General features: G+C 26.5%; 11 protein-coding genes. 9 read left to right on the top strand and 2 right to left on the bottom strand.

Going from position 1 to position 18,868, the window contains the following annotated elements; genetic code table 11:
- The first annotated feature begins 353 nt into the window (after positions 1-353).
- Positions 354-2,114 (top strand): McrB family protein, encoded by a 1,761-nt coding sequence (locus tag OIF33_RS08680; protein ID WP_322503851.1) that lies wholly within the window; start codon positions 354-356, stop codon positions 2,112-2,114.
- 4 nt (positions 2,115-2,118) lie between these two features.
- Positions 2,119-3,705: an McrC family protein gene (locus OIF33_RS08675; protein ID WP_322503850.1), complete on the top strand. Its 1,587-nt coding sequence runs from the start codon at positions 2,119-2,121 to the stop codon at positions 3,703-3,705.
- Between the two features lie 104 nt (positions 3,706-3,809).
- Here the strand turns inward: OIF33_RS08675 and OIF33_RS08670 are convergent, their stop codons facing one another.
- Positions 3,810-4,637 (bottom strand): MerR family transcriptional regulator, encoded by an 828-nt coding sequence (locus OIF33_RS08670; RefSeq protein WP_322503849.1) that lies wholly within the window; start codon positions 4,635-4,637, stop codon positions 3,810-3,812.
- 85 nt (positions 4,638-4,722) lie between these two features.
- Here OIF33_RS08670 and OIF33_RS08665 point away from each other — a divergent pair, with 85 nt between their 5' ends.
- The 7 genes from OIF33_RS08665 to OIF33_RS08635 all read left to right on the top strand — a co-directional run bounded on the left by OIF33_RS08665 (position 4,723) and on the right by OIF33_RS08635 (position 17,474).
- Complete coding sequence (locus OIF33_RS08665) at positions 4,723-6,108, top strand: MATE family efflux transporter (protein ID WP_322503848.1); 1,386 nt, start codon at positions 4,723-4,725, stop codon at positions 6,106-6,108.
- Between the two features lie 698 nt (positions 6,109-6,806).
- Complete coding sequence (locus OIF33_RS08660; RefSeq protein WP_322503847.1) at positions 6,807-9,095, top strand: EAL domain-containing protein; 2,289 nt, start codon at positions 6,807-6,809, stop codon at positions 9,093-9,095.
- A gap of 224 nt (positions 9,096-9,319) precedes the next feature.
- On the top strand, positions 9,320-11,587 hold the full coding sequence (locus tag OIF33_RS08655; protein ID WP_322503846.1) for an McrB family protein: 2,268 nt from the start codon (positions 9,320-9,322) through the stop codon (positions 11,585-11,587).
- Positions 11,580-12,818: an McrC family protein gene (locus tag OIF33_RS08650; protein ID WP_322503845.1), complete on the top strand. Its 1,239-nt coding sequence runs from the start codon at positions 11,580-11,582 to the stop codon at positions 12,816-12,818. The genes OIF33_RS08655 and OIF33_RS08650 overlap by 8 nt, the downstream gene beginning before the upstream one ends.
- Before the next feature lie 187 nt (positions 12,819-13,005).
- A complete protein-coding gene (locus tag OIF33_RS08645; RefSeq protein WP_322503844.1) occupies positions 13,006-13,128 on the top strand; it encodes a hypothetical protein in 123 nt (40 codons plus the stop codon).
- Positions 13,116-13,481, top strand: a complete 366-nt coding sequence (locus tag OIF33_RS08640; protein ID WP_322503843.1) for a GNAT family N-acetyltransferase — start codon at positions 13,116-13,118, stop codon at positions 13,479-13,481. The genes OIF33_RS08645 and OIF33_RS08640 overlap by 13 nt, the downstream gene beginning before the upstream one ends.
- 243 nt (positions 13,482-13,724) lie before the next feature.
- Positions 13,725-17,474, top strand: coding sequence for a hypothetical protein (locus tag OIF33_RS08635; protein ID WP_322503842.1), 3,750 nt, complete (start codon positions 13,725-13,727; stop codon positions 17,472-17,474).
- A gap of 64 nt (positions 17,475-17,538) precedes the next feature.
- Here the strand turns inward: OIF33_RS08635 and OIF33_RS08630 are convergent, their stop codons facing one another.
- On the bottom strand, positions 17,539-18,612 hold the full coding sequence (locus OIF33_RS08630; protein WP_322503841.1) for a hypothetical protein: 1,074 nt from the start codon (positions 18,610-18,612) through the stop codon (positions 17,539-17,541).
- Between the last annotated feature and the right edge of the window lie 256 nt (positions 18,613-18,868).

The following is an 18,868-nucleotide window of genomic DNA, read 5'->3' as shown; positions in this document are numbered from 1 at the left end:
AGTGATGTATATAAATATGCAATAAATGCAATTAAGTAAGAAGTAATTAATTTCGAGGACATATGATACAAAGATATATAGAATAATACTTGATTATAAATATAGAAAGCTCATATAAATAAGTTTCATATTAGAGTTATACATAAAAAAAGATAACATATAAGTTGGATATTAAATTTATATATAAGTTTTGATACATCCCTAATTATGCTTTAAAAGTAGAGAGAAATTTTCAAATGACTAATGGTAATAAAGGTATATAATAGAAGTAGGTATGAAGAAGAGTGTAAACGGAATATTATGAAAATAAATTTTGAAGGTGATAGATACTAAGGAAGAAAGGAGAGGGGAAAATGGACTGGCTTATTTCAAAGGATATGAGTAATTTAAGTAAGGAAGATTATTTAAGCATATTAGAGTTTTTGAAGAAGTATGCAGGAGAAGAATATAAGAATCCAGAAAATGAAGAGAGTGTTGAAGATAGGAATAAGTATATTAATTTAAGAGAAGAGGCAAAGAAAGCTTTAAATAAATTTAAGAGTATTGCAGAGTCCTTTGGAGTTTATGGCTTGGACTATGAAAAGGCAGGAGCATCAAAGTGGCTAGTAGTTTCAAGAGTAACAAGAGTTAGAAATTATCTTTGGATTGAGCTTAAAAATGCAGAAAAGTTGAATTTATCTACAAGTATATCCTTATTTGCAGATAAAATTGATGAGGGAAATAAGCTTAGATTTAGAATAATTCTAGAAACTAAGGATTTAAAAAGTGATGAAGTTGATTATATTAGACATTTTAGATTTCTAGATAAATTAGATGAGGATAATGGTGATCTTGAGTACTGGGATAATTATAGCCCTTATAGTTATTTGGAGCGAGGAAAAACAGAGGATATAAGCGCTTTAATACATGATGTAAAAGAGAGAAAAGAGTTAAAACTTCAAGTTGGAAAAAGCTTATATTATGAAGATGCTCAAAAAATGAGTAAAGAGGAAATAAGAGACTTCTTTGAAAATACAGTTAGGAAACTTAAGCCTTACTATGACTTAGCTGTTGAAGGAGAGTATTCTTTATCTTATGAAGAGGAAATGAGAGTTAGTGAGGGTAAAAGAGAGGATTATTTAGAGGAAAAGCCTTATATTCTTAAAGTTAAAAATCAAATTCTATATGGTCCTCCTGGAACAGGAAAAACCTTTAATACTATTAATAGAGCTCTAGAAATCATTGACTTTAAAAAGTATAAGAATCTAATAAATGATGAGCATAGAAGGGATGAAGCGGTTAAAATATTTAACAAGCTTTTAGAGTATGGACAAATAGAGTTTTGTACATTCCATCAATCCTATGGGTATGAGGACTTTGTGGAGGGCTTACGTAGTAATGAGAGTGGAACAGGGTTTGTTCCTAAAGATGGTATCTTTAAAAAACTTTGCAAAAGGGCATTAAATAGCAATAAGAATTACATACTTATTATAGATGAGATTAATAGAGGAAATATATCTAAAATCTTTGGGGAACTTATAACATTAATAGAGGATGATAAGAGACTTGGAGAGAAAAATGAGCTTAAGGTTACTCTTCCATATTCCAATGAGAGATTTGGAATACCAAAGAATTTGTACATATTAGGAACTATGAATACAGCAGATAGATCCATAGCTTTACTTGATACTGCCTTAAGAAGAAGATTTCAGTTCTTTGAATATATGCCTAAGGAAGAGCTTTTACCAGAGGATGTTGAAGGAATCAATGTGAGAGAGTTTTTAAGAGTTATTAATGAAAGAATTGAATATTTATTTGATAGAGAACATACTATTGGACATTCTTATTTTTTAAAGGAGAATCTTGATTTTGAAGAGTTAGTTTACATAATGAAAAATAAGGTTATTCCTTTAATACAAGAGTATTTCTATGGAGATTGGGAAAAGGTAGAATTAGTTCTTGGAGGAGCGTGTAAAGCAGGTAAATCTAACAGGTTTATAGAAAAGAAAAGCATTGATGTAAGGAAACTATTTAAGGGAATGAGAGTAGAGTCTTATGGAGAAGAGTATAAGTATTCTATAGTGGAGAATCCAGAAAAGGAATCCTTCTTTAATATTTATAAAGATGAGGAATAGAGATATGAGACATATAGTTGTTCAGGAGTGCTATGAATCACTTAGGATTGTAGATGATTTTATAAATATAAGAAGTAAGAAAGAAGATTTAAAGAGAACAAAAGAGTTTAAAGAAGAGGTAGAAGCAAGAGACTTAGGAGAAAAAGTTTCTAATAACTTTGATGTTTATTTAAAAGAGGATTTTCAGGAAGAGCCTTTAAAAGGTGAAGATGATTTTAGTAAGAGAAAAGAGTTTTTTCAAAAGGAAAAGGATTTAGAAGAGGATATTAAGGAAGAGATTAAAGAGGAGACTGTCTTGTATGAAGAGAGCTTTGAGAAGGAAAATGGCTTTCATGAATATGAAGAAGGAACTTTTTATGATGAGTATAACTATGAGAAGGTAATAAGTAAAAAAGAGTCTGATGAGCTTTATAACTATGTTCTTTCTGAAAAGCTAAATAAGGATAACATAATTTGGGGCAAGGATACCATAAGGTTTATAAACTATGTAGGATATATAAGACTTTCAACGGTTTCTATAGAAATACTACCCAAGATAAGTATAAATAAAAATAACCCTGATTTTGAAAGAAAATCCTTACTAAATATGCTTTCTAAATGTGGCATTTTGAAGATTAATTATTCAGAAATAAGTTCCTTAAGATTATATAAGCAAAGTTTAAATGAGATTTTGGCTTATTTATTTAGCAAAAAACTACAGAGAGAATTAAGCAAGGGTATTTATTTAGAGTATGTGAATATTGAAGAAAATAGAAATTCTTTAAAGGGAAGTCTTTTATTTAATGAACAGATTAAAAATATGGCTTCTTGTACACCAAAGGCTTTCTGTAAGTATGAGGAGTTTTCTAAGGATAATAAGTTAAATAGAATATTTAGCTATTTCATTAAAAGTCTTATTAGGGAGATAAAAAACAAGGAGACCTTAAAGCTTCTTAAATTTTCTCAAAGTATTTTAGGGGATGTGGATGAAAGAAACATTACTTTAAATGATGTGAAGAACTATAGATTCAACAGGCTTAATGAAAGGTTTGAAGAAGCTTTTACATTAGGTAAAATGCTGGTTTTAGGGGAATCATCTCTTGGAACTTTGGGAGATAGTAAGGCATATTCAATTCTATTTAAGATGAATGAAGTCTTTGAACTTTATATAGGAAAGCTTTTAGGAAAGTTAATTCAAGAGGAAACTCTTCATATGCAGCATTCAAAATATAAGCTTTTAATAAATGAGGAAACCAATAAAGGTGTATTTAAATTGATACCTGATATTGTTATTGAAAAGAATGGAGAGGAAAGCATAATCTTAGATACTAAGTGGAAGAGAATATCAAGCAGTTACAATAGGCATGGAGTTAAAAGAGAGGATCTTTACCAAATGTATGCTTATCTAACCAGATACAAAAATGTAAGCACAGTAATATTGCTTTATCCTTATAATGAGAAAATAGAGGGTGAAGAGGGGGAGTATTTGGAGTCTTGGTATTTAGATGAGGAAAAAAATAAGAAGGTTAGGGTTTATGCAGTGAACTTGGAAAGTGAGATGGACACTTTAGAGTCATTAGATAAAATAGTTAAAAAGTATATTTTAAAATAAAGTTTTAGGAGCTTTAAAATAACTTAGAACCTTTGCAAATAGAGTTTGTTTGCAGGTTTCATAGTAAGTTATTTTAAAGCTCTTTTTTAGGTAAGTGTTAATTTTTACTTTACCTCTATAGAGACTTTAATTACATAGTTATTTATATCTTTGATGGAAACTTCATCTATTAAGGTTTGTTCGTAGGCATTACCTACAATAGTTAGGTTATTTTTCTTTATGTATTCTATTAAGCGAGGGTACATATCAATGATTTTGTCATAGTATCCGTGAGAATATCCAACAACATATAGTCCTTTAGGTTTAACTAATCCTTTTTTGTCGTTGGGAGGTAATTTATCAACCTTGATGAAATAGTAACTGTACTCATTAAAAATATTGTTTTGAAGATTTTCCTTGCTCATAAGACTTCCTACAGGATATCCAGCATCTAGGCTATTTTCATTGCAGTACTTAATTATTTCACTATAATTTTCAAGATCATAGTCAAGAAGCTCTGTGCTTATATTAATTTCATCGCTTAAAATAAGATATTCTTCTGGTTGTTCTTCCATAAAGATTTCATCAGTATGCTTTTTACCTTCATTTATGATATTAATTTTATTTGATATTATGTTATTTATTCTATTTAAACGACTTATTTCATTAAGAATTTTTTGTGATTCTAACTCTAGAAATTCTATACTGTTAGTAATGTTTCTCTTATCAATAAACTCCTTTATATCTAAAAGCGGTACTCCTATATCTTTTAAAATACATATTACATTTAATAGCTCAAGCTGGTAGTGAGAGTAGTATCTATATCCATTAGGAAGAACCTTTTCAGGTTTAAATAATCCTATCTTATCATAGTGAAATAATGTTTTTTTGCTTATATCATATAGCTTTGCGATTTCTCCAGTTGTGAAATACATTTTATTTTCTTTATCCATAATAAAAACTCCTTGTTGACTATGCCCTTAGGTAATACTTTAGAATATTCTATGTCAAAAGAAATAAAAATTCAAGGAGTATTATATGAAAAACTATTTAGATAAAAAGATTAATTTTTTTACACTTATGAAATTGACCTTACCAACAGTTGTAATGATGATTTTTTTCTCATTATACACAATTATAGATGGAGTGTTTGTATCTAACTTTGTTGGAGCTAATGCATTATCTTCTTTAAATATAGTAATACCAATAGTATTATTTTTTTCAGGGGTTAGTGTTATGTTTGCTACAGGAGGAAGTGCTATTGTAGCTAAATATATGGGAGAAAAGAATATAAAAGAGGCTAGAGAAACTTTTTCACTTTTAATTGTTACTCTTTTGATAATTGGAACTGTTATAGCAATAGTATCTTTTATATTTATAAATGACATTATAAGAATATTAGGAGGAACTGATTTATTATTTAAGGACTGTTATGCATACTTAGCTATAATGCTATTATTCTCACCATTTGTAATGTTAAAAATGTATTTTGATTACTTCTTAGTAACAGCTGGAGTGCCTATGTTAGCTTTAGTATCTTCTATAATAGGAGGAATATTAAATATAATATTTGATTATATTTTTATAGCTGAATTAGGTATGGGAATATCAGGTGCAGCCATTGCAACAGGAATAGGATATGTTGTACCAGCTATTATAGGAATTTTCTACTTCTATAAAAAGAAGAATATACTTCATTTTGTAAAACCTAAGTTAGATTTTTCTCTAATAAAAGATAGCTGTATAAATGGATTATCAGAAATGGTTACTCAGTTAGCAGCAGCAGTAGCAACATTCTTATTTAATATAGTTATGATTAAGTTTTTAGGAGAGGATGGAGTAGCATCAATAACAATAGTTTTATATGCAGAGCTACTATTAAATTCAGCATATATAGGATTTACATCTGGAGTAGCTCCACGTATAAGTTATAGCTATGGAAGTAAAGATCAGGAGCAGTTAAAGAAGATAGTAAGATATAGTTATATAACCATAGGAATATTTGCAGTATTATCCTTTGTTATATCAAATCTTATTTCAGAAAATCTAATAGCTGCCTTTTCACCAAAGGGAAGCAGTATTTTTAATATAACTTTAGAAGGATTTACTATATTCTCAGTAGGATTTTTGATTAGTGGATTCAACATATTTACATCAGGTATGTTCACAGCATATTCTAATGGAAAGATATCTGCTATGTTATCATTTTTAAGAACATTGGTACTATTTATAGTAGGAATTATAGTTCTGCCATATATATTTGGAGTAACTGGAGTGTGGTTAGTAATTCCATTTGCTGAAGCAATAACATCTATATTTGGATTAATATGTGTACTGAAATATAGAACTGAGTATATGTATGGAAGTTCATCTTCAACAAATGAAAGACCCTTAAAGAGGATTACTTCATCAATTGAGGAGTAGTAAAAAATTCAACTATATATAAGGATTGATAAGGCTCTGTTTTAGAGGCGTTTTGATTTTTAACTAAAACTTCAGACCTAACTTAATTTTAAGTGAAAATCAAATATTATGAAATTTAATGAGTTTAACTAAGAATTTATAGCAATTACTATGAGAAATTTGCCAAGATAAAGAAGGACTGATAGTCAAAGAAATCTCTTTATTAAGGCAAATTTTTCTGCGTAATTGCTTAATTTTTAAAGTTTTTTAGGTGGGCTCTATATTATTAATAAGTTTTATTAATAATACATTACTATATATTAAATCCAAGTATTCATAAGAAAAAATGATAACTTCATTTCTAAGCTTTTCATTGGTGGTGAGTGGGCTGAGTAGCTACTTTATGATTTTAAAATCATCCTTGTCATATCTAATCTATCTAAGTTTATAGTATAAATAGCATTCAACTAAAACAGAGCTAAATAAAAAATAAGTGAAAAATATTTAAATATAAAGCAAAATATTTGATTAAATTATGACATTATATATAAAAAATAAGAAAAAAATTCTCCTTTTTTATATTTTTACCTTAATTTTTAAAAATATGAAATATAGGGTATAAGTTGTTTAGAGAGGGATAATGATATAATAATATCAATAAAGTGTTAATAATGTTTGAAAATAGACAAGGATAATTGGGGGTTGAGGGGGGAAGCTTTTTGAAAATAGAAAGATCATTGAAGACTTTTTTTGGTTTAATTTTGGCATTGATAATTTCTTTGACTATATTAGATTTTTTATGGTCTAGAAATATTGTAAGAAATATAACTGAGCAAGTATGTATAAACAATAGTGAGCAAACAGAGAGTTTAACAGAGAATACTTTTAAGGGACTTGAAGTGTTAGTACAGGATTTTGCAAGTGATCCTAAGATAATAGAATTGATAGAAGCCGATAATAACTACAGTGAGAAAGAAGAAGAAATTAAAAAAAGCATTAGACATGCTCAAGGATTACTAACAGCTACAAGTTTTGTAGAATCCATAGATGTTGTAGATAGTAGGGCGGATGAACTTTATAGTAGTAAGGGGGATTATGCTAAATTTAATATGGAAAGTAGACCCTGGTTTAAGGAGGCATATGAGGAGACTCTTAAGGGAAAGAATGTAATTATTACATCTATACATAAAGATTTATATAACAATAGAGAAACTGTATCTATAATATCATTTATAAAAAATGAAAAGGGGGATATTATAGGATGTGTTTTAGTAAATGCATATATGGATGCATTTACTGAATATATGGAAAAGCTTTATGAACAAAATGGAGGAGTAACAATATATGTTGAACTTCCAGATGGAGAGTATTATAACCATAAAGAGGGGATAAGAACTTTTGAAGAAATAAATGAAAATAATGAAGAGATTGTTGTTAAAAGAAAAAATTTAGTGTTTGATTTTGATAAGAAAAATACGCTTATTTATAAGGTGATGAATGATGTAAATAGATCTAATGAATTAATGCTTTTAATATTCATTTTATTTACTATTTTTTCCTTCGAAATAATTAAAAGAAAGGCTTTAAATCCTCTTTTAAATAATATCTCAAAGTTAAAAAAACTTTTAAAACAATTAAATGAATATGATGAAAAAGAGTTTGAAGATAAAAAGGGATTTAATCAGTTAGACTTTATTGTAAATGCCTTTGATTCAGCTATTAATGAGAAGGCAAGGGAATATATACTTTTTGATCCACTTACAAAGATTCCAAATAGAAAGGGATTAGAGGAGATTTTTCATAAAGAAGTTGAAAGAGAAAAAAGCTTTGCATTAATATTTATAGATTTAAATAAATTTAAAAATATTAATGATGTTTATGGACATTGGGTAGGAGATAGTTTTTTAAAGGTATTTGCGGAAAAGCTATCAAAGGCTATTGGTAAGAGGGGAACTTTGGCAAGAATATCAGGGGATGAATTTATAATTCTATATAAAAACTTTTTAAATAATAAAGAATTAGAAGGTTTTTATGAAAAAAATATATTAGGAACTTTTAAGGATAAGAAATTTCTTAATTACAATTTAGAAGTTTCCTTTTCTGCTGGAGTAGCTATTTATCCAAGGGATGGAAAAGACTTTAAAACTTTGATGAAAAAAAGTGATTATATGATGTACACAAACAAGAAAAAAGGAGTTTTTGATAAATTAGCATTCTTTGATTATAAAGTGTACAAGGAGATAGAAAGAAAAGATACTATATCTATGGAATTGAGTAAAGCTATAGATGAAAATGAGTTCTTTATGGTTTATCAACCTATTGTTGATAAAAATAAAAAGGTTAGAAAGTTAGAAGCTTTAATAAGGTGGAATAGCAAGAATCTTGGATTTGTACCACCTATGGAATTTATAAGTGTTGCAGAAAATAACAGAGATATAATAAAATTGGGGGATTGGATATTTAATACTGTATGTTTTGAGGTAAAAGAGCTTATTAAAAAGAATAAGGACCTTGTTGTAAATATTAACGTTTCATCAATTCAACTATTAGAAAAAGATTTTGCATACAAGGTTAAGGAAATAGTAGAAAAGAATGGTATAAGATGTGAAAATATATGTATAGAAATAACAGAATCTGTAATGATAGAGGAGGAAGAAGCCTCAATAAGAAATCTTAATTTACTAAAACTTTTAGGATTTAAATTGTCTTTAGATGATTTTGGTACAGGATATACTTCATTTTCATATTTAAAAAAATTTAAAGGTGGTTCATTAAAAATAGATAAGAGTATATTAGATGATGCCGATCAAAATGAATATGGGATTATTAATAGTATAAAGGACATAGGACATGAACTTAATTTTAAAATAGTTGTTGAGGGGGTTGAAACAAAAGAGCAGTTTGAATCTTTAGTTGAAATAGGTTGTGACTTATTTCAAGGATATTATTTTTCAAAACCTATTAGTTTAGATGAAGTGAAGAATTTTATTGGAGATAAAATAAATTGAATTTAGAAAAAAATTAGACAAACCTATATTTTATAAGCTTTAGATAAGGGACAGTAGATAGTTTTGTGGAAAAACAAGACTACCTACTGTTTTTTATATGAAAATAGTTGGTGGTTAACATTTAGTTAAATATTGTAAGTGTGTTTTAAGAGGGGTATATTTAACATATAGGTTAATTTAATAAATAAAATATTATGTAAAGTTAAGTGGTAAGGAGTGGTTATATGAATTTACAAGAGCTTATAAATGATGTGGATACTTTTGAGTTGAAGAGAGATTATTTTACTAAGTTAAAAGAGGGGAAAGAATGGTTTAAAGAAGAGTTTAAGTTAGATGATTTGGATAAGATGGATATAAAGAGATATATTGTACAGAAGGATAATTATCCAGAAACCTATGATAAGGCTTTCGTTTATGAATTAGAGAGAGGAAAAAAAGTTGGAGGAGGAATAGGCGGAGGAAATGCAAGTAAGTCTTATATTTATATGGATAGTACAGGGAAATATTGTATAGGTGCTGGAAAGAAGAAGAGATATGTAGAGGGTATTGAACTTGATAATGAATATAAGAAATTGATGAGCAATATTAAGAAGGCAATAGAGCTTGCTAAAGAGGATAAGTTTGATGAAATTGAAGAACTTAATATTCCAATTTTTAAGACTATGCTTTTAAAAATACTAGCTATATATATTCCAGATAAATTTTTAGATATATATTCTAAGGATAAACTTGTGGAACTTGGAAAGATAATTGGAGTCAAAGGAAATATAGATAATGTTTTTGAGTTAAATGCTATTATAACTAAAAGCTTAAAGAAGATTCCAGAGTTTAAGGATTTTGATAATGTAGAGCTTACAGGATATTTATATTCAAAAATTCCAGATCCAAATAAAAAACCTACTTATTGGTCTTTAGGACATAGTTATAGTGGACAAGATGTTTTAGAAAAGTTTAAGGAAAAATCAAAAGTCTGCATAGGATATATTAAGGAGAACTTAGAGGATGTTATTGGTGATAGCAAAGCTTTAGATGAATATTTATCCTCAATAGGGGCTAATGATAATGAAAGAAGGTCTTTAAAAAAGTTTAGCAATATAAAAACAGGAGATATTATATTTTTAAAATCTTCATTTACAAGAGGAGAAAAGGGTAAGACAACAGTTTACAGAGTTGACGCTGTAGCTAAGGTTTTAGAAGATGTAAGAGAAGGATATGATTTTGATGAAGAACTTGGTCATTGTATAAATGTTGAGTTTTTAGATTATAAACCTGTAGAAATTGAGGGAATAAACTATCTTAGACCTATAGAAAAAGTAGCCGACAAGAAACTTCTAGAAATGATTAATAGAGCTTTAAATGGAGAAAAAACTGAAGGTGATGCAGGAGAAGAAATAGAATACATAGGTTCTGATAAAAATGAAAGTTTAGATGAATCAACTAAGAACTTCATACTATATGGGCCTCCAGGAACAGGAAAAACTTATAATGTTATAAACAAGGCTCTTGAGATTATAGATAAGGATTTCTATAGTGAGATAAGTGATTCTAGAGAAAAGATATTAAATAGATATAAGCAGTTAGTTGAAAGTGGACAAATAGAGTTTTGTACTTTTCACCAAAGCTATGGATATGAGGAATTTGTTGAAGGTCTTAAGTCTGATGGAAATGGAAACTTTATAACTGAGGATGGAGTTTTGAAAAAAATAGCCTTAAGAGCTTCTTATGATGCTTTAAAGAGAGATTTAAAGAAGGAATCTCAAGGTGGAGAAGAGCTAGACTATGAAGAGAAAAAGAAGGTTGTTCTAGATAATATAAATAGGGAAGATGCTTTTAGAGATAATAAAAAATATGTTCTTATTATAGATGAGATAAATAGAGGAAACATATCTAAAGTCTTTGGAGAACTTATAACTCTTTTAGAAGAGGATAAGAGAATTGGAACAACAAATCATGTAACTGTAAGTCTTCCATATACTAAGGAACAGTTTGCCCTTCCAAGTAATCTTTATATAATTGGAACAATGAATACTTCAGATAAATCTATTGCTCAAATAGATGTTGCATTAAGAAGAAGGTTTAGCTTTGAAGAGATGATGCCTTCTTATGAAGATTTAGAAGAGATTGATGAAATAGACATTAGTAAACTTTTAGAGGAAATAAATAAGAGAGTTGAATTTTTACTTGATAGAGATCATTTAATAGGACATGCTTACTTTGTTAGAATAAATACTTTAGAAGAACTTATTGATACTATGACAAAGAAGATAATACCACTTCTTCAAGAGTATTTCTATGGAGATAATGAAAAAGTTGGTATGGTTCTAGGTGGAATTGATGATAAGGAAAACAATAAATGCATAGTTTATAAGGAAAGCATTAAAGCTGATGATTTATTCAAAGGGTTTAATAATATCTCTGATTTAGGAACAAAGGAAAACTTTGTTGTTAATAAAGAAATCACCAAGGATATGATTAAAAATATTTATGAGTAAAAAGTATATAACCTTAAGAGAGGGCTTTAATTACCTTTATATTGGAGAAGAAGAAAACAATGTAACAGAAAGAGAGTTTCAAAGTTTATCAAAATATATAGAAGAGAATTTAAGCACTCAATTAGTGGTCTTTGGATATAGAAAGTTAAAATTTATAAACTATGTAGGGATTATAGCCTTAGATAACTTAGTAATAGAAATATTGCCTAAAATATCTCTTTCAGGAGATTATTCTCAGGATAGAAGTATGCTTATATTTATGCTAAGTAAATGCAAAAAGCTTAACATAAGAGCTGAGGAGTTTATGGAAAGCAATAGTATAAACAAAACTCTTATAGATATTATAGGGGAGATATTTTATAGGGAGCTTTCAAAAGAACTTCAAAAAGGAACTTATAATGAATATGTTTCTGTGGAGAATTCCATAGGAAACATAAAGGGAAAGCTTTTAGTAACTAAACATTCTAAGGTGAACAGATTTAATAAAAGTAAAGCCTATTGTGCTTATGATGAATTTACAGAGGATAATTTCTTTAATAGGATTCTTAAAAGAGCTTTATATTTTCTTTTAAGAGAAATTAAAAATGAAAGATTAAAAAGTAACTTAAGGATTTTAGAGAGAAGTTTTGAAGATGTAAGTGATGAATTTATAGAGAAGCATAATCTTAATAGATATAAATTAAATAGAAGAAACGAAAGATTTAAAAATTCCTTTGAACTTGCCAAGATGATACTAAATGGAAGTATTGGAGACAACTCAAAAGGAAAAGACTTTGGATTTACATTATTATTTGAAATGAACTACCTTTATGAAGAATATATAGGTGTGGTTTTAAAAGAGATAATGTGTGAAGAGAAAGATGTAATTGTAAGTACTCAAGAAAAATCAAAACATCTTTTATATAATCAGAAAAGAAATAAAGAAGAAATATCCTTAAAGCCAGATATAGTTATATATAAGGAAGGAGTTCCTAAGATTATAATAGATACAAAGTGGAAAAGAGGAACAAGGAACGGAAAGGAAAATTATAGCCAAGCTGATGTGTATCAGATGTATGCATACATAACTAGCTATAAGGAATGTGAGAAGTGCGTGTTGCTTTATCCTAGGGAAGAAGAGAATAGTGATGTTCTTTGGAATATTAAGGGATATGATAATAAAGATATTTTAATGAGAAGTGTTGATTTGAGTAGTTATGAAAAGACTAAAGAAGGATTATTAAACTTTTAGAAATGGAAGACAGAAGTAAATGAATAAAAGAACTATGTAAAAGCTTATTATGATAATAATAGGGTTAAAGAGAAGAGTGTTAAAGCTTATGAAAACACAGAAAGAAGCTAGAAGAAAAAAGGCGCAAAATTTAATTTCCTATTTTGGTATTAATGAAAAATAGGATAGATATAAGGGGAAGGGTAAAATGGAGAATTTATGTATAAGAAGGTTTAAAAATGAAGATGCAGCAAAGGTATCAGAATTAGTAAGAAGAAACTCTTTAGAATTTAACATAAAGACTATTCTAAAGAGGAGATGGAGGAACTAGCAAAAACTTATAATGAAGATAAAGTTTTGTTTGTTAGTGGATATGCACATATGTATGTTGTTTGTGTAGAAGAAGAAGTTGTTGGAGTAGGTGCAATATCAAGCTTCTGGGGTAAAGAAGATGAGAGTATTCTATTAACTATATTTGTTAAACCAGAATTACATGGAAAAGGTATAGGTAGAAAAATAATAGAAACATTAGAAAATGATGAGTACTTTTTGAGAGCAAGAAGGATTGAGATACCTGCATCAATTACAGCATGTGAGTTCTATAGAAAGATGGGATATGAATATAAGGATGGAATTAGTGAATTAGATGAAGAGGGAAATTTGAGGTTAGAGAAATTTAGGTAAGATAAATTTAGAATGAGTTGATAAGTTAAATTAGAGCTTAACTCATTCTTTTTTTATAGTAATTTTGAATTTGTAAATATTAGTTAGATAGCTTTAGTAGAATATATGGAATTCAATACATTTTTAATCAATATATGTTAATATAACAAGGTAAGTAATTTAAGATTAAGGAGGTAAATAGTCTTTAAATTTTATATTTGAAGATTCATATATTAAATGAGAGTTTTTTTTAAGCGTTTAAAATTGAATTTTATAGAAAAAGAAAAGGAGAACAATATCAAGGTATTATCTCCTAATGATGATTTGCCTAAGGATGATATTTATATAAGGACTTTGTTAGAAGCTATAAAAAATAAAAAAGCGTTAAACATAGCATTATCAGGACCTTATGGTGCTGGTAAGAGTAGTGTGATTGAAAGCTTTAAGAAACACTACGAAGAATTTAAATGTATAAATATATCTTTAGCGAATTTCTTAGAGAAACAAAATAATGAGAGTATAGGAGCTGAAAAGGATAGTAAAAAAGATAAAATTGATAGTCTACAAGATCAATTGGAGAGAAGTATATTAAAACAACTATTTTATAAAGTAAATTATAGTAAGATACCTAATTCTAGATTTAAAAGAATCAATGAATTTACAATATTAAAAGTTTCTAAAATTTTATTGATAGCTATAATAGCAATGATTCCAATTATTTTATTTAATGTTAAATGGCTAAGTGAAAAATATGTTGAATGCAAAGAAATAATTTTAACATTTTTACAAAATCAATTTTCTATTAATCCTACTGAGATTCAATTTATTTTTATAATTGGTGGAGTATGTCTAATAAGTTTAATTTTCTTAGTTTTTTTAATTAAGTTTATTTTAAATAGTTTTAGTATAAAAAGTATAAAAGCTAGTAAAAGTGTTGAGTTAAATTTAGAAGCTCAAAGTGATATAAAGTCATTTGATAAATATATAGATGAAATAATGTATTTCTTTAAAAAAAATAAATACAATGTAGTATTCTTTGAAGACTTAGATAGATTCAATAATATAGAAATATTCACTAGGTTGAGGGAGCTAAATAATATAATTAATGAATCAGAAGAGATAAACACAAATAAGCTAATGATAAAAAGAAAAATTAAATTTGTTTATGCTATAAAAGATGATATATTTTCATGTTGTAATGAAAAAGATAAAAAAAATCAAAATGAGGATTTTAACTGTTGTAAAAATAGAACGAAATTTTTTGATTACATAATACCAGTAATACCTAAGATTGATTCTAATAACTCATTTGGGGAGTTAAAGAAGTTAATAGATGAATATAATGAGGATAAAATTGATGAAGATAAAATAAAAATAAGTAAGCAATTTATAAATGATGTATCAATATTTATAGATGATATGAGATTGTTAACCAATACTTTTAATGAGTTTTTAATCTATTATGAAAAAATAAAAATTGCAAAGACAGAAGAAATGTTTCAAAAATTATTTGCAATAATTCTTTATAAAAACTTATATCCTTCGGATTTTGCTAAACTTAAAAATAATGAAAGTTATATCAACAATGTTATTAATAAGAAAAGGGATATTATAGAAGAACGCTTGAATTCAATAGATAAATCAATAGAAAGAAAAAAGAAAGAAAAAATAAATACTGAAAAGGAATGTTTAAATTCTTTTGATGAATTAATAGAGGTTTATTCTAATGCTTGGAATAATAAAAAAATAATTAGTGTTGCATATAATAATAGTGATATAAATTTGGAAGATTTGACAATGGAACAAATAGAAAATATTGAAAAAATTGAAAAAATAGAAATTATTGAAGATGGGTATAGATATAATACTAGGAAGACAATAAATAATGAGGATTTTGCTACTGTATATGGAAGTAAGAGGAATTTTTTTGAAAGATTTAACACTATTAAAAATATTAATGGATTATCTTGTAAAGAGAGAATTGAAAATTTAGAAAATGAAATTAAAGAATTAAGTTATAAAAAAAATAGATTAAATTTAATGCCATTAAAATATTTATTAGAGGACAAGTTATTTTTAGAAAATTTTAAAATTGAATTATATAAAGATAATTTCGAAGGAAATGATATATTACTTTTATTTTTTAGAAGAGCTTATATAGATGAAAAATATAATGATTTAATATCTATTTTTATAGAAGGTAAAATAACAAAAGAAGAAAAATATTTTTTAAAAGAAGTTACATGTGATAAAAAATTAGATTTAGATTATTCTTTAAAGAATATAAAAGAAGTTATTGATGAAATAAGTTTAGATGATTTTAGAAATGAATGTGTTTTAAATTTGGATATATTAAAGTTCATTTTTGAAAATTTTGAAGACTATAAGATAAATGCTAGAAATATATTAGAACAGTTTAAAGAGTTAGATGATTTTAAGTTAAAGGTCCTGTACGCTTTAAGGGATCGTGATTTAAAAAGTTTTAATATATTTATTTTAAGATGTATTGAGTTAAATCCAAAAATATTTTATGAGTTATGTTTTAATGAAAAAATTGATGAAATAAGCAGAGAAAGAAATTTTAATAGTATATTAAAAGGCGTATGTGAAGAAACTCTTTTAGAAAATATTGCTTCAGATATAAAAAAATATTTACTTAGAAGAGTAGACTTTATAAATATGGATATAGTTAATGAAATACCTGAGAAAATAATTAATATAATTAATGCTTTAAATATAAAATTTGAAAGGTTAGAAAATTCTAAAAGTGAAAATGATAGAAGTAGTAAAGTCGTTGAGCATATCTATACTAAGAATTTATATTGTATAAATAAAAATATGTTAAGATTTTTATTCAATGAAAAATTTTATAATGATTTTAATGAAGAAATTTATAGAGGGAGTAACAACGAAAATAATTTAATTAGCTATTCAAATATAATGAATTCAGGGATGAAAAATATAATTGAATATATTAATAAAAATATTAATATATATTTAGAAAATGTTCTTTTGAGTGAAAATAATGTTTCTGAAGAAGGCGATAAGATAATTAGTTTAATAAATGCTTCGAGTGCAAAAGAGGAAAATATAATAAAATTAATAAAAAAAAGGAATTTTAAAATACAGTATATAGATAATGTGAATAATACTATATATTGGAAATATTTGATGGAAAACAGAGTTGTTGAATTTAATTGGAGAAATATAGTTAGTTATTATGGAAAATTAGATGATAAAAATTTAGATGATATTTTAATAGGTTTTCTTGATAATAAAAAAGTTGTTAAAAAATTATCTGAAGAAAAACTAGGTTACGAAGAAGATGAAACAAAGGGCGAAGAGTTAGTGACTGCTATAATTTTAAATATGAAGTTATCTGAAAATAGTTTATCATCTTTAGTTAAATCATTTGAAAGGCCTTTTATTGATTTAGATTTAGAAAGCATACCGGAAAATAGAATATCATTTTTAATAGATAAAAAAATGATTGGTCTATCAGAATCTATATATAATCAAATTAATAGAAAAAATGCAATTAAATTAATACTTAATTGTATAGATGATTATATAAAAGATGTAAATCTTTATGAGTTAGAAGAAGGAGAAATTGGTATAATATTAACATCAGATAAAATAACTACAGATAATAAAGTATCTATAATAAAAGAATTGGGCTTTGAAAATTTAGAACTTAATAAAAATTATAATATAATAGAAGAATTAATTTCTGATGTAGATGATGATGAATTTTTCAGATTAAAAGAATCAATAAAATTAGAAAAGATAAAGAAACTTATTAAGGATATGGACAACTTAGAAGTAAGTGAAATAAAAAATAAACTAAAAGATATAGATGATAAATATAAAGAGTTTTTAGGCTTTAATGGTTATTTTGAATTGGAATTAGATGATGTTATTATTGAATTTTTAGATGATTTGGAATCTAAGGGGGTAGTGTCATCTCATAAAGAAGTTAATGAGAAAATAAGAGTTTATAGAAAGAAAAAATAGTTTTAAAAGACAATAATAAAAAAGATAGAAGGTATAGACTTTCTATCTTTTTTATTAGTTTGTATTAATTATTTTCAACAAGAATTAACACGGAGCTCTCATCAGTTTTAAAATCTTTTAATAAATGTCTAATAGTTCTTATTATAGCATTTGCACTAAAATTAACTTCAGCATATAGACCTACTTTTTCTAATAAATGTGCTTTAAATACATCACTTTTATTTTTGCTAAAGTACATTCTTTTTTTGCCTCTTACTTTTTCAGCGGCGGAAATAAAAAGGTTTGGATCTAAGTCGATTAAGTAGTTACAAGTCTGTATATATAAATCCTTCCAATTGTTTACTTGAAATTTAGTATCTCCTATACATAGTTCAATTGGAGATTGGCCAGTAAAGATGTTATCTAAACCTAAATAGGTATTTTTTATGGTTGTGTTATTAGAGTTATCAATATCAGCATAACTATTATTATTAATTGGTGATATGGCAGTTTCAATTATTTCTTTTAAACCAGATTTAGGTAAAACAGTATCGAACTTATCAGCGACAGGATGATTAATCTTTATGCTATCTAGTACAGCTTGTACAAAATCTCTAAAGTCATTATTAATAGTGAAAAGTCTATTCATTGTTTCGCCTTCTAGTTCAGATTTTCTTTTAGCGGGAAATAATATTTCACTTTCTTCACAGTTATTTAAGTTTAGCTTTATAACACCTATGCCAAAGGCACTTGATAATCGGTTTATTTCTTGTATTAGTTCTAAATTTTTAACATCAATATCTACACCTACCAAGTATCCTTCATTAGCCCAACTTGAATTTGATACTGCTTGGAAGAACTGTTCTCTTAATGATTCTAAAGTAATAGTCTTTTTTAGTTCAAAAGAATACACTGTTGCTCTATTTATTGAAAAATTGCCACATAACTCTAAAACTTTCTCACTCAAATTTTCAACAGGAAGATTAAATCCAACTACATCTGGATGCAACCATTCATTTTTACCTTTATTACCTTTAGTCGATGATTCATGATATATTGTTTTGGAGTATACATTTAATTTTTTTGCTAAGTACCTTACAAGAAAAGGATGTATATCTCTTTCATTTAAATTCTTTAAACATATATTTTTAAAATCCATAGTCAAAACCTCACCTATATATTGTCTATATATAATTTTATCCTATATAAATAAAGAAGAAAATGGGAACATTACAAAAAGTATTATTTGGATAGTTATAAAAATCTTAGAGATTAAATTAAAAAGAGATAAAATTAGAGAATTTATTAGTTATAAAATAGTTTAATAATTACTAACTATTAAATGGAAATAAAATTGTTTTAATGCTAAAATAAAACAGTAAATACAAATATAGAAAGTGTTTATTGAGGTAAGT

This window comes from Clostridium sp. LIBA-8841 (assembly GCF_034439435.1).
In the GTDB taxonomy this organism is placed as follows: domain Bacteria; phylum Bacillota; class Clostridia; order Clostridiales; family Clostridiaceae; genus Sarcina.
The sequence above is the reverse complement of the archived record's forward strand: the minus strand, read 5'-3'. Positions and strand labels throughout refer to the sequence as shown.

Excerpts from the sequence above, each read along its gene's own strand:
- OIF33_RS08680 (WP_322503851.1), top strand. The coding sequence starts at position 354 with ATGGACTGGCTTATTTCAAAGGATATGAGTAATTTAAGTAAGGAAGAT.
- OIF33_RS08670 (WP_322503849.1), bottom strand. The coding sequence starts at position 4,637 with ATGGATAAAGAAAATAAAATGTATTTCACAACTGGAGAAATCGCAAAG.
- OIF33_RS08655 (WP_322503846.1), top strand. The coding sequence starts at position 9,320 with ATGAATTTACAAGAGCTTATAAATGATGTGGATACTTTTGAGTTGAAG.
- OIF33_RS08640 (WP_322503843.1), top strand. The coding sequence starts at position 13,116 with ATGGAGGAACTAGCAAAAACTTATAATGAAGATAAAGTTTTGTTTGTT.
- OIF33_RS08675 (WP_322503850.1), top strand. The coding sequence starts at position 2,119 with ATGAGACATATAGTTGTTCAGGAGTGCTATGAATCACTTAGGATTGTA.
- OIF33_RS08645 (WP_322503844.1), top strand. The coding sequence starts at position 13,006 with ATGGAGAATTTATGTATAAGAAGGTTTAAAAATGAAGATGCAGCAAAG.
- OIF33_RS08630 (WP_322503841.1), bottom strand. The coding sequence starts at position 18,612 with ATGGATTTTAAAAATATATGTTTAAAGAATTTAAATGAAAGAGATATA.
- OIF33_RS08665 (WP_322503848.1), top strand. The coding sequence starts at position 4,723 with ATGAAAAACTATTTAGATAAAAAGATTAATTTTTTTACACTTATGAAA.
- OIF33_RS08650 (WP_322503845.1), top strand. The coding sequence starts at position 11,580 with ATGAGTAAAAAGTATATAACCTTAAGAGAGGGCTTTAATTACCTTTAT.